Consider the following 13,086-nt stretch of genomic DNA (forward strand, 5'->3'; position numbering starts at 1 on the left):
CAACAAAATAGCCTCTAGACCAATCCCTTATGGATTATAGTTTTTGAGGCTATTTAAATACCACCGATTAAATTCTGATACAGTCGCTAACGCTTAACCGCTAAACAACCCAGTCACTTTACGTAATGGTTTTAACTCCGGTTTTACACGCTGTTTCTTGGCTTGTAATATCGTCATCGTTTCTTCTAAACACAGCATACCAGCTTGCCAAGTTGCCATGTATTTCAAGCTATCATCAACACCGTGATCGCGGCTGTAATTAAGCATCTCTTTGCTGCCTGTTACTGCCAATGGTGAATGTGCTGCAATTTGACTAGCGATCTGTAACACACCATCTAGCATGGCTTCTTGCGTTTCAAATACCTGATTAACCAACCCAAATTTATCCGCTTCTGCGGCACTAAAATTACGCCCTGTATACGCGAGTTCACGCACGATACCTTGCGGTAAAATACTCGGTAAACGCTGTAATGTGCCCAGATCAGCGGTAATGCCTAACTCCACTTCTTTAATCGTGAAGAACGCATCTTGCGTGCAATAACGCATATCTGATGCCGCAATAAGATCCAGAGCACCACCAATACAGCCACCTTGAATTGCCGTTAATACAGGTATACGTAACTGTTCAATATCAGTAAATACTTGCTGCAACTGCATGATAAAACGACGCATCGCTTCACTGACTCTGGCTTTCTCTTTACCTATAGGGAAATTATCAGGGCTCTGGAATACTTCTAAATCCATACCAGCACAAAAATGTGGGCCTTGCGCCGAAATAACCAACACACGTAAATCATCTGTCATCGAAAGTGCCGCGATAGCCGCAGGGAATTCACGCCAAAAATCCAAATTCATTGAATTCAATTTATCAGGCCGACTAAATTGTAAATGCGCAACGCTATTCTCGACTGTTAACGTAAAAGTGTTGTAACTCGATTCTATGTCCATTTTCATCAGTTCCTTGATAATGATTACTTTATGCTAGCAAAATGAACAGCGGTCAGCATTATCTTTACATTACATATTATTATCTGTATCTCACACCCAGTAAATACATCAATGATTGACCTACATAGAAAGAGAAAAACAGCGCCATATCGCAAAAAAAAAGCATAAATTAGATGTGAACCACAGAGTAGTCAACCAGTACTCATTTAGGGTTATTAACATTGTAGGCCGTGATCAATATCGCTTAATAAACACCGCTACATAATTATAATAAAACCAAGTTAGAGCCATTACTCTACACCTTAATTAATAAGTTATAAACTGATTGGAGGTAGTATGAATATTCCTGCTTGGCAATATATTGTATCCATGGGTGGTTACATATTATTCCTACTGTTAATGGTAGAAGGCATGCGCCGGACCCCAAAACTGACCGCTGCATTTTGGTTACTCTCATTATTAACCGCGCCCTTATGGGCAGAAAACTTAGATGGCTGGTTCCGCTGGGCTAAAACTGTCAGTGTGCTGATTCCAACCGCAATTGTGGTGGGTGGTGCACGTATCGCTTGGCTATATCACGATAATCCAAATAAGTTCTTATCCTTCTTCCGAGGGGATTGGGTACTAAAAGTGCTCTATGCAGTACTCTTCCTCAATATCGCCGAAGCCACCGTTAAAGACTTCGCAACAGCTAATCACTTTAATGCTATTTGTGGTGTGATCTTGTGTATTACGATCCCATTTCCACGTTACAAAAATGGCCAGCGTATGTATTGGGTGATCGGTCGTGATAAACCTAACGACCTGCTATTTTACTCTACCGCAGCGTGGAACTTCCTTTACACAACATGGAATCTGGCATTTGTATTTGGTGAAAACCCGGGTTTCTTTGCAAGTTCATTCTGTATCTTAATGGCCGCAGAGCTATATCCACTAATCAAAGGTCGCCCAGAGCTATACATCATAGCACGTGTATATACGCTCGCTTTCCATATCCTAGTACGTGCAAACGCCGATATCTTCACACCTGTAATGGACTCTTCAAGCTGGGCCAATGAGCAAATGCTCTGGTTCTGGGGTGCGATCAACCTTGCACTACACGTTCCATTTGCCATTTGGTACTTCAATAAAAAACGTAACAACCCGACTGGAGAGCCACCTTGTGGTAAAAACCAACCATTAATAAGCGAATACGCGGGGACGGAGTTGGATCCTGCAATGAGAGGAAAACAAATAAGGGTTTGATTATATCAATGTGAATACTCAACAAATCGCGTCCATGGGATGGACGCAGTCCCTGAATCTAAATGATAGAGAGCACGATGATGACAAACAGAATTAACGCTATGTTTATGGCAATGTGCACATTGCTACTGATGCTCTGTGCTAGCGGCGTAAATGCAACCACAACCAATAATGATATAAGCTACGTAACCGACATTAAAAATACGGTTTGGCAAGGTACACGAGATGGTAAACCAGGCGAAGGCAGCATGCTTTATCGTTTAGAATTTGCAGATAATAACCAAGTACAAGTAATCAAACAATCGGGGGGATTTAACCACAGCGAACCGCAAACTTGGCAGCAGCAAGATAACCGTATCATCATTAGCAGCAACGAAGACTCTAAAATTAAAGATTTTGACGGTGCAACGCTAACATTCTTCGCTGATGATCGCGTTAGCTTTAACCTAGATGGTGATTCATTTACCATCCACAAATGGTATGAATACCGCTCCTACGGGCACGTACTCTTGGTATTACTTGGTCTAATGCTACTGAACGAAATATGCCGTCGCGTAGTTTGGAGTAACTACTTACTGTTCTTTATTTTACCTGTTGTACTTATCCCTCTGTGGTCTAGCTACGATGTTACTTACTGGTTTAAATGGGTAAAACTTTATTCGGTAGTCGGTGCGGCTGCATTATTCACCCTGATCCGTTTTACCAAAATAGGTAACATGAAATGGGCTAAATTTGGTGCCGCAGCATTCCTCGCCATTAATATCTCCGAAGCAGTCATGCAAGACTTCAGTATGGGTAATACGGCGAATGTGCTGAATGCCATTGGCGGTATCTTATCGATTATCACTTTAAGTGGCTGGATGAGTATCCAAGCAGATAAAAGTAAAGAGCGGGACATGGTCTGGCCTGCAATGACAACATTCTGGATCATTGCTTATGATGTATGGAATATTGTTTTTGTTTACTTAAATTTCCCAGGCTCAGCGACAGCCCAATTGATGGTACTCATATCGGCAACCATTCCCGCATTATTCATTAAAAAAGGCACTTGGTTACAAGCCCGTGCATTTACCTTAGCCGGTTCATTTATGTATTACTTCAGCAACCCCGCCATGTTTGAAAGTAATGTTGTTGTCATGCCACGTAATGACGAGTTAATGCTTGCCGCAGGTGCCGCCAGTTTCATTATCAATAGTATTTATGCTTACTTATTTTTCAGTAAAAAATGGCAACAACGTCAGCTCACAAAAGTCACAGCATGATCTCATGCCATTAACGATATAGAGAAAATATAGCTTTCAATCATATAAATATTTCATCTAGAACGGAGTCAATTATGAAAAAAACGATCATGACGCTTGCAGTACTAACCTTTATGTCTCCAGCAATAGCAGCCGAAACAAGTGCCCAACTCGACATGTCAGATCCAACCGATGTATATACCACGCTGGGCCTAGCTTACGGTACCGCGGGATTAGACTTTAAAGGCATGCTGATGCTATCAAGCACAGAGACACAAAAAACAGGGGTGATTTTTGAAGCTAAAAATATGCTTAATGAAGATGCTGACGCAATTAACCCACTAACACGCGACGAAGTTAGTGCCCGCTCTTATCGCCTGCGTTGGGGCACAATTAACACCGAAAATGGTTTAGGTTGGTCAATTGATGCGGTAAATGCAGAACACCCGTTCTTTGGCAATATGACGGTTGTACAAACAGGACCAAACATGACAATTCCTGTGGGTGACAGTTTCTACATTTGGCCTATCGTGTATGTCGGCGGTGTACTTGTAGAAAACAACAGTGAACACTTCCCGATGGACAACTCAATGTCAAGTGACGGTATTGATATTGCCTCAGCGGTAATCACTGGTATGGTGTATGCGCGTTACGCGATCACCGACCAACTGTGGGCACTTGGTAGCTACTCTTATACCACGGATATTCAAGGTAAATCTTGGTCTGATAATATCGCAGATGGCGGCTTACAAATGGCTAAAGCTAAATACGACCTCACCCTTGGTTACCAGTTCACTGATCGCCAAAATGTAACCCTGATTTATCGCGGAGATGACGGCGATTCAAGTGATGATAGTTTTGCGGTTGGCTATAACTACGCATTTTAATTTATTTTAAAGTAACAATTTCTAATTCAGTTATGCACCATAACAACGAGTACATTTTGTTTTTCATTAAATGCATGCTCTTTATTTTCTAATAAGAGTAGAGGTTGGATAAAATGTTACTCGTATATTTAAGAATATTTACACTTCAAAACTAAAGATTTTCATGCATAACTCGCGAGAAAACGGTAAAATAGCGCTTATGTGTAATTCATCTAATAGGGGGTAAGCTGTAAATGCCACATAATGCATATGAATTAGCCATCAGAGGTTATGCACTAAAACTCATTTTAGGTCAGTTGTTGCTCGTATTATTTATTGTTTCAGCGACTTATCTTGGTACAGATCACAAGTCGACACGTTCCGCAGCGTTAGGTGGGATGATCTTCTTGCTGCCACAATATATTTTTACCCGATTGTCATTTTTGTATACTGGCTCAGCCAATATAATGCGCGCTAATACCTTTATGATCCTCGGTCATGCTTGTAAATTCGCACTCATTTTCATTTTATTTAGCGTGATATTACCGTTACCCGGTATTCAACATTTCAATCTATTTATTACGTTTGTGATTGTCATGTTTTCGCAAATATTTAGCTTGTTGAAACCTCTGCCTGAACAATTTGCTAAAACGGTTACAACACCAGAAGATACTGAAAGTATAAATAGCGAAAATACGGGCATGAATAAGATACTAACAGCACGTATAACACAGGGATAATCAATCAAGATCATCCCTGCATATCATGCTAATTTAGTCTGCTAGTGTCGGTAAAATAGCTAACTTTTTAGCGTGATTAAACGGACGGAGAATATAACGGTTATGGCGTTTCACAATCGAACGGTTTGTTGAACCAAACACCAAATAGCCGTGTGAGAACATTTTATCAATAAATACCTGATCGCCATGACGAATAAAGACTGAAAGCGGGCTTTCTAATACACCATCGGTATCAGAGAAAGCACGATCATAAACTTCAGCACAAATAACCAGTGAATTTTCACCGCTTGAGCTTAATTTAAACTTATCCGTCACATTACTTTCAGTTTCAATCAACCAGCCTTCATTATCTAACTCAGTCAAAATATCTTCTAAAATAAACTGCGTTAAATTCTTATATTCCAGTTCACAAATCTGTGTATACACTCGCTCTATTTTTTCAAAACGCTGCTTAAAATTAGCTTTAGGCCCTAATGTACGGCTTTCTTGCAACCAAATATTCAAATCACCCGCGAGGATAATATCAAAACGTTTTTCTTTTAACGCACTAATAATCCAATTACCGAGAAAGTGAGTTTCTGATACTGGATTTTGTAAGCTACGTTTTTGTGCTTGCGCATCAGAAAGTGCCGTTAGACCCTCTCTAACAAGCTTCAACATATTAACGTTATATGATTTTTCTTGTACAGACATGTGTATTCCTCAGGCCATTAACCAGTAAAGATTGTGCTCAAGGACACATTATTGAAACCTGCGTACGCGATATATGCACCAAAACCAATAGGTAAGATGACATAAATAATCGAATAAATGGTAAAACCAAATGGTCGACCTAATGCTTTGGTCATAAAGTCTAAACGTGCTTTTTGATGTTTTGCTTTAGCGCGCGTGAATAAAATATAACTACCATGACACAGCATAAATAGACCTAAGGCCAACGTATAAAAATCCATAAAATTACCTTTGGTAAAAACTATAAACAATAAAGAGTGGATGCTAACAGAGCTACAATATCACAATGTGCTGTTTTGCTATTAAATTGTGATAACTTCGTGATAATTATAAATCTAATTACCGCTATAGTATATACAACACCTAGTAGATACCTGACTAGATCAACTTAATGCAGTAGGATAAATAGACATGAGATATATAATTAAATTGTTAGTTATCAGCAGCCTAATATTCTCGTTTAACAGTTTTGCTAAAGCGCCTATCTATACGGGTTATTTTAGTAGTAAAGCAGTAAGTGGCTACGACACTGTTGCTTATTTCACCCAATCAAAAGCAGTTAAAGGCTTAAAAAAATTCACTTACGAATATAAAGGGGAAGATTGGTATTTTAGTAATAGCCAACACCTCGCGTTATTCAAACAAGAACCAGAAAAATACGCGCCACAATATGGCGGTTATTGTGCCTATGCAGTCGCTAAAAATGACACCGCCTCTTCAGATCCTACACAATGGACGATTGTAAACGGTAAGCTTTACTTAAACTACAACGCAGATATCAGGCAGCAATGGTTAAAAGACAAACTAAACTTTATTGTAAAAGCGGACCAAAACTGGCCTCACGTATTAAACTAAATCATCATAAATTGAGTGACAGTATTAAACATAATTAAAAGGATTGTTAATATGCTAACAAAAAAACGTATTTACATTATCGCAAGCTGGGCTATCGTTTTTTGGATCGCTAAAATATTCCTGACTTCCATCCCGTACAAATTCTCTGGTCATCCAGATACAGAGCATATTTTCTCTACAATCGGTTCATGGATGGCTGCAACCTTATCTGTCGATTTAGGTACTTTTTTTGCGCAATACGGTGCCATTGTCGTTGGTAGTGCAGAATTAGCCACAAGTCTACTTTTGCTAAGTCCTTTGGTTTTGTTGATTAAAGATAAAATATCAGGTCAAAATAGCATGCGTTTACGTGCAAAAATACACGTGTTGGGTGGTTTAGCGTCTTCCGGTATCATGGCTGGTGCAGTTTTCTTTCACTTATTTACCCCGCTGGGTGTTGAAGTATTACATGAAGGCAAAAGCGATGGCGGCTCATTATTTATGGCTGCCGTATCAATCTTAATTTTAGGCTTAGTATTATGCGCTATTAACTTAAAACTAATCAAAGCAGAGTAATCATATGATTATACGCGGCTTATTAATATTACATTATCTCGCATTTTGCTTTCGCTTTTTGACTATTCCATGGCGTTACTTTCAGCTTAATGCGCGATATTTCAATAATCAAAAGAAAATATTTTCGAAGCAAGATTTAGATGCTATCACCCCTGAGGAATGGCGTTTAAATCAGTATATTGATAGAAGTGATTTACTTCCGACGCGCTATCCCGTATTCGCAAAACCAGAATGGGGACAAAATTCAACGGGCGTCAGCTGTATCCGTAATTATGCTGAGCTGAAAGCATTACGAGAAAGCCCTGGTTATCAGGTTCAGAATTATTTAATTCAAGAAGCAGCAACAGGCAATATCGAATTTGAAGTGTTTGTTGTTAAAGACCCTCAAAAGACCGGTCAATTTTCGGTGATGTCGATAACTCAAGTCATTAACAACAGCACTGATAAGTTCCCCGTTAATGGTATTTATAATACCGAGACCCAATATCAGGATATTACAGACCTGCTCACCGTCACAGAGCAACAGGCCTTGTGGAAAGAGTTAAATCGTATGGGTGACTTTACGATTGCACGATATAGCTTAAAGGCAGATTCATTAGATTCCCTTCTGCAGCGACAATTTAAATTAGTCGAAGTAAATCTCTATGTTCCTATGCCATTAAGTTTATTAAGTCACAATTTGACCCGGTTACAGAAATACCAGTTACTGTATAACACCACGTATTCTCTTGCTCAATTAGCGCAACAGCTAAACGGCAAAAAAGTAACACAAGGTATCTTTTTTAATAAGTTGATCGCCGCTAAACGGGGTCGTAATACAAGGATTTTAAATCAAGATGAAACTAATAAAACAAGTAATCTACAAGTGGATCAGTAGCAAGTTCATGGGCGGTTGTAGTAATTATAACAGCCTTGAAGTTCGCCGCGGTTGTCGGTCCAAGAAGCAAGCTCGTGATAAATTTGCTGAAGGTAATATTCCTCACGCTAAAGGCACAATCTTTTTCAATCCCTTCACTGCGGTTAAATTTGCCAAAGAACATGGTTTTCCATTAGTCATCAAACCAAACGTAAGTGGTTTCTCTCGTGGTAGCCATTTTCCGATCCGTAATTATAAAGAGCTGTGGCGCGCTATCTTTTTTGCTAAATTATGGTGGCCAACAACGGTCGTAGAACAGTACTTACAAGGTAAAAACTATCGCGTAGTGATGACTAAATCCGGTGTTATCTCTGTTTTACAACGCTACCCTGCATTTGTAAAAGGAGACGGTGTCAGCACAATCAGTACCTTGATTCATACAGAAAATAATGTACGTGAAAAAATGGGACTATATCCGTGTAACAACCCTATTTCGCTGGGTCAACAAACCATCCATTATCTGGCGAAACAAGGTTTGACCTTATCGTCGATTCCAGATACAGAGCAACAAATTGATTTATTTTATCGTATTTCATTAGCACCCGGTGGTGTTGTGGAAACCATACAGCGCGATCTTATCCCTGCATACAATAATGAATTATTTGCCAAAGTATTAGCTCTGTTTGACGCCGAAATTCTTGGTATTGATGTGATAATGGAGCAAGGTATTGAACATGATGCCCGCAATCAAAAACTGATCTTCCTCGAAGTAAATTCGCGTCCTTATCTGAACATGCATAACTATCCACGTTATGGCCAAGCTGACGATCTTTCTGAGCATCTTGGTTTAATTACGATAGTAAAAAATCAACAAGCAGACATATTCTAATGTCTCGCTCAATATCGACGCTGACACCTGCCAGCCACTTTACTTTATTTTCAGCCACTCACAGTTTTGTGATCGGATTACTGCCCTTCTTCCTTCCCATTCTGATTTGGCTGCAATATCAAGAACTCGCACCACTCACTGAATTTATCGCTTGGACTGGCGCGGGGTTCGTTATGGCATTATGGGGCTGGCATCAATTATTCATCCGAGGTTACTGGCGCACATTAATCATCTTATCGTTCGCCTTAGAAATCGGGCTTATTTATGTCGCGCTCTTTCATATAGCAAACATTAACTTAATCATACTTGGCTTACTCAACGGCTTATTTAATTGTAGCTATTGGATGTTACAACGAATCCTTTTTAATAGCATCAGTGGTGCTAGTGGTAATGGTAATGGTAATGGTAATGGTAATCGTAGTAATACCGGGCGACTGTTTGGTAATTTACAGCTAATATTAGGATTCAGTTTAAAACTGGGGATCTTGTTTGGCGGCTATTTTATGCAAACACAACCTTGGGTTATATTGTCGTTAAGCATAATGGCAGCGCTCGGTTTCTGTATCATGACTATAAAATCACTCGCAACGCAGACATTTGTTTACGAGCGTAGTGATCATATTCAGGCTAAATCAGTGATTAGTACCCGTGATAAAATCGTGTTTCTTGTTGATGGGCCTTTTTTGTATCTCGAAAGCTATTTATGGGTGCTGAGTATTTATCATTTAACCAACAGTGATACCAGTCAATTTAGTTTAACTGTCATTGCACTGTCTTTAGCCTTGGGATTAATCTTTTATTTCATCAAAAATACCATCGACAAACAGCCACAATACCGACTATATCAAGTCGCGACATTACTTTATTTTTGTGGTTGGTTAGTCCGCGGTTGGATCTCTCCTGATTGGAGCAGTTTTACAATTGGGTTAGGCTTACTCAGTGTGGCATTTGCTACTGCATTGTTTCGTTTATATTTCAATAAACGTTTTTATGATAAGGCGAAACAACAAGCTAATTACCAGTATTTAGTCAGCAAGAGCCTCTATTCTCAGCTTGGCATTGTGATGTTTTTTACAGGATTAACCGTTATGTCTAACGTAACTACCGTTAGCCTTAACTACGTCTACTGGGGAGTATTACCATTAATTGCTATTTATATGCTCTATCAGCAAAGTAGTAAGCCTATCAGCAATAACGCCGTATTACCCTAAGCGGTTTACGGCGTATAACCAACTTACGATATTAAATAACGTCGACGTAAGCTTCTCGCTGTGGATACAAAGCATAAGACTGATGTTGCTTAGATGAGCACGGACAACCACATACGTAGTTCATTTTAAGTTGCTTACGCGTGGCGATAAGGTGGGTAAAACTAACAGTGTGAGCATCATCGCGGTGCATACAGACAGATAAATAAGACGGTGTGGGTTCATGGCTGGCATGAAATCGAGTCAGCGCTAAACTGTTTTTATCTTCGATACGGCGTAGGTTCGTCAACTCAATAATATTCTCTTCTACACAATCCGGCTCTAACAAATCAGGCGTGTTTTTAATTTCCAGCTCATCATTACAACCATCACCTGAAAATAAGACCTGATGCTGCAATAAAATAGAATTGTGATGATCTTCGCGATAATTAGTCACTTCTGCCAATGCAACTGATGACGATATCATTGGCGATACCGCAGTAACCGTTGTTAACGTATGACCATCCCAACGTACTGCGTAAACATCGCCAGTTTGCGCTGTAAGATGACTCGGAAACACAAGTAACGTAAAGGCAGCGTAGCGCTGTAAAGGCAATTTACTGAGTGCGTAACGGATCTTGGGTAAGGATGTATGACTGATTAATGATTTAACTAATAAACCACGGCTAATCAAATCTTTCCGGTGGGTATTTTTTTGGTAATAATTAAGTAAACATATTGATAAGCCAGCTTGGTTAATTGCAATCCAAGTACCGCCGCCGACCGGATCCACTGGCATTAAATATTTAACCCCTCGTTCATTAAAATATTTGGGGAAATAGGCTAATGCCCGACCTTTTTGTTCATCTCGGTTAAAAAAAACTTGATAGCCATCATTTGCCAACAACCAGCTTACTGTACACATGATGAATCATTCCTTAATGCCGTGAGCGTCGCAGGTGCTATACCCATATTATCAGGTGTATCAAAATCGCACAATTTAGCAGATATATCCATCAATGCGTAATGGTGAACAGCATGCGAACTCACAAATATAAGTTCACGAATTAATGATGTCTCGACTTGTGTAACTAACGTATCAACCACAGAAATTTCTGTCGACATAATCATTTTATTATTCATCATGCTTGGCTGCAATGAGAGTAGCCACGTCTTGATTTGCTTTAATTCACATAATCCCGTCACACGACAAGATTCCACTAATGCGCCACGACGACGAACATCATAATTAATAATCCCAACGTGTTCTTTTAACGCATAATACAGGTCTAATACATGACGTAAATGTTCACCAATACAACTATTAACATAAGGCTTGGCGCGCATGCAATACTGCTCATTTGTCATAGAGGTTAGTAAAGCAACCCCTTGATCGACACCTTCTATGTTTCCTTTAATCACCGTTCTAAATTGCTCTACAGGATCTATGACCATAATCATTCCTTTTATTACCACTTATTTCTAAGTAAAGCATACATCAAATACTAGGTTTAACTTATCACGAAAAAATCACAATTTGAGTGAGAAAGCGTACTATATAATCCCTCATTTATTGAATAAGTAGGTGAACATTGAAACTAATTGGTAAATTATCACTCATTTAACTAACATTTATGATAAATTAGGCAAAGATAGCAAATACTTTAAATTAATGGGACACTCCATGTTAAATGACTTTTTAAATAAACTAGCGGCACAGCCAACTACTATTCAGTTCGACGATGTCATCGCTGTTATTGATGCAAGCTATGATTTCACTCCCACTAAATTTTACAATGGCTACCTAGAAAACGACGCTACTGAAAATATAGCTTCATGCAAATTGTTCGCATTAGGTCGTTTAAATAAATTCACTAAACAACAAATGTTAGAATGTTTCGGTACTTATTACCGTGATGACGTATTAAATAATCCAGAGGGTGATGATCATGCCAACATCCGTTATTTCATGCGCACAGGCTGGTCAGGCATTCAATTTGAAACACTGCCACTAAAATTAAAATAACGTTAACTTATTAACGCTATGTTGAGGCAGAGAAATTTTTACTTTCTCTGCTCAACTCTTTATATTTATCTAAAAAAACAGCCATTCTTCCTCGCCATTTCCCGCGATTTACTATACTTACCTTAAAATACTGACAATACTTAATCTGCCTTACTAAGCAAATATAACCCGTTATACTTATAGCAACTGCGTTGTTCCTCCCCGATTTAGCGAATGCTAATAAGGAGTTGATATGTATATTCATTTAAATGGCTTTGACTTTGAATTTTCAAATCAAGTGATCGCATCTTTTATCAGCAGCACAGCTTATCAAAATCAATCTTCTGATATTGCAGGTATCCACCTTACTGATACTTATCAGCAAATGCTGCATGCAGGTATAAGTAAAGATGAACTAATAAAAGCGATATTAAACTATCATATTAGCGCGCTACACGAAGAAGGTATTAGTGTTGAGGCGATCAAAAAATCAATGTATAACGATATTAATGTGAGCTTTCTTATTGATATAAAAAGCGATAATTTAGCCCGATTCGTGAATTTCAATGATAATAAGAAAGAAGATAGCGTGTGCATTAATATGCGTAACTTTAATCATCAGTTTACACTCACCTACTCTCAATTAATTCAACTTGAAGAGTCTTATCGTAATCAAACACAAGAACAAATATTGATACTTTTTTTAGAAACATTTAAAACCATAATGGAAACAGAAGACTCGGCGTCACGACAATGCTATTACGCTATTCTTGTTAGCACAGGATTACTGCTATTTTCCGAGCAGCTTAGTATTTTAGATGCAATACAGTTTAGCGACATAGAGTTTGAACTTAATACCGATCGACTTTTATTGAATTTACCAGCAGGCTTAGAAACGTGTTTATTCGAACTGGAGTTTAATACAGAAGATTAATACTTTGCATTTAGTCTCCAAATTAATACCTAT

General features: G+C 38.8%; 16 protein-coding genes. 11 read left to right on the plus strand and 5 right to left on the minus strand.

Going from position 1 to position 13,086, the window contains the following annotated elements; genetic code table 11:
* Positions 1-93: 93 nt before the first annotated feature.
* A complete protein-coding gene (locus HWV03_RS17035) occupies positions 94-948 on the minus strand; it encodes a crotonase/enoyl-CoA hydratase family protein (protein ID WP_211680291.1) in 855 nt (284 codons plus the stop codon).
* Between the two features lie 336 nt (positions 949-1,284).
* On the opposite strand from HWV03_RS17035, the gene HWV03_RS17040 reads away from it, so the two are divergent.
* From HWV03_RS17040 to HWV03_RS17055, 4 genes are all read left to right on the plus strand, one after another.
* Complete coding sequence (locus HWV03_RS17040) at positions 1,285-2,193, plus strand: hypothetical protein (protein ID WP_211676970.1); 909 nt, start codon at positions 1,285-1,287, stop codon at positions 2,191-2,193.
* Positions 2,194-2,270: 77 nt separating this feature from the next.
* Positions 2,271-3,455 (plus strand): DUF5692 family protein, encoded by a 1,185-nt coding sequence (locus HWV03_RS17045; protein ID WP_255546890.1) that lies wholly within the window; start codon positions 2,271-2,273, stop codon positions 3,453-3,455.
* A gap of 74 nt (positions 3,456-3,529) precedes the next feature.
* Positions 3,530-4,321, plus strand: a complete 792-nt coding sequence (locus HWV03_RS17050) for a hypothetical protein (protein WP_211676971.1) — start codon at positions 3,530-3,532, stop codon at positions 4,319-4,321.
* Between the two features lie 233 nt (positions 4,322-4,554).
* Positions 4,555-5,040, plus strand: coding sequence for an ATP synthase subunit I (locus HWV03_RS17055; RefSeq protein ID WP_255546891.1), 486 nt, complete (start codon positions 4,555-4,557; stop codon positions 5,038-5,040).
* Positions 5,041-5,073: 33 nt separating this feature from the next.
* On the opposite strand, the gene HWV03_RS17060 is transcribed toward HWV03_RS17055, so the two are convergent.
* Entirely contained in the window at positions 5,074-5,733 is a 660-nt protein-coding gene (locus HWV03_RS17060) for a DUF2913 family protein (protein WP_211676972.1), read from the minus strand.
* A gap of 17 nt (positions 5,734-5,750) precedes the next feature.
* Complete coding sequence (locus HWV03_RS17065; protein ID WP_211672684.1) at positions 5,751-5,993, minus strand: hypothetical protein; 243 nt, start codon at positions 5,991-5,993, stop codon at positions 5,751-5,753.
* A gap of 190 nt (positions 5,994-6,183) precedes the next feature.
* Between HWV03_RS17065 and HWV03_RS17070 the strand changes: the two genes are divergently transcribed.
* Genes HWV03_RS17070 through HWV03_RS17090 form a run of 5 tightly spaced genes read left to right on the plus strand, consistent with a single transcriptional unit; the run spans position 6,184 to position 10,138 of the window.
* Complete coding sequence (locus HWV03_RS17070) at positions 6,184-6,627, plus strand: YHS domain-containing (seleno)protein (protein WP_211672685.1); 444 nt, start codon at positions 6,184-6,186, stop codon at positions 6,625-6,627.
* Between the two features lie 51 nt (positions 6,628-6,678).
* On the plus strand, positions 6,679-7,182 hold the full coding sequence (locus tag HWV03_RS17075) for a hypothetical protein (RefSeq protein WP_211676973.1): 504 nt from the start codon (positions 6,679-6,681) through the stop codon (positions 7,180-7,182).
* Between the two features lie 4 nt (positions 7,183-7,186).
* Positions 7,187-8,059, plus strand: coding sequence for a hypothetical protein (locus HWV03_RS17080; RefSeq protein WP_211676974.1), 873 nt, complete (start codon positions 7,187-7,189; stop codon positions 8,057-8,059).
* Complete coding sequence (locus HWV03_RS17085) at positions 8,019-8,927, plus strand: cyanophycin synthetase (protein WP_211676975.1); 909 nt, start codon at positions 8,019-8,021, stop codon at positions 8,925-8,927. Before HWV03_RS17080 ends, HWV03_RS17085 begins: the two co-directional genes overlap by 41 nt.
* The gene (locus tag HWV03_RS17090; protein WP_211676976.1) at positions 8,927-10,138 is read left to right on the plus strand and encodes a hypothetical protein; all 1,212 of its coding nucleotides are present in this window, start codon (positions 8,927-8,929) and stop codon (positions 10,136-10,138) included. Before HWV03_RS17085 ends, HWV03_RS17090 begins: the two co-directional genes overlap by 1 nt.
* A gap of 31 nt (positions 10,139-10,169) precedes the next feature.
* Here the strand turns inward: HWV03_RS17090 and HWV03_RS17095 are convergent, their stop codons facing one another.
* Positions 10,170-11,039 carry an NRDE family protein gene (locus tag HWV03_RS17095; protein ID WP_211676977.1) on the minus strand — a complete coding sequence of 290 codons (870 nt, stop codon included), beginning with the start codon at positions 11,037-11,039 and terminating at the stop codon, positions 10,170-10,172.
* Positions 11,027-11,569 carry a hypothetical protein gene (locus HWV03_RS17100; RefSeq protein WP_211676978.1) on the minus strand — a complete coding sequence of 181 codons (543 nt, stop codon included), beginning with the start codon at positions 11,567-11,569 and terminating at the stop codon, positions 11,027-11,029. The genes HWV03_RS17095 and HWV03_RS17100 overlap by 13 nt, the downstream gene beginning before the upstream one ends.
* A gap of 229 nt (positions 11,570-11,798) precedes the next feature.
* On the opposite strand from HWV03_RS17100, the gene HWV03_RS17105 reads away from it, so the two are divergent.
* Both HWV03_RS17105 and HWV03_RS17110 read left to right on the plus strand, forming a co-directional pair.
* Positions 11,799-12,140, plus strand: coding sequence for a HopJ type III effector protein (locus HWV03_RS17105; protein WP_211676979.1), 342 nt, complete (start codon positions 11,799-11,801; stop codon positions 12,138-12,140).
* Positions 12,141-12,372: 232 nt separating this feature from the next.
* Positions 12,373-13,053, plus strand: a complete 681-nt coding sequence (locus HWV03_RS17110) for a hypothetical protein (protein WP_045109401.1) — start codon at positions 12,373-12,375, stop codon at positions 13,051-13,053.
* The last annotated feature ends 33 nt before the right edge of the window (positions 13,054-13,086 follow it).

This window comes from Moritella sp. 36 (genome assembly GCF_018219415.1).
Taxonomy (GTDB): Bacteria; Pseudomonadota; Gammaproteobacteria; order Enterobacterales; family Moritellaceae; genus Moritella.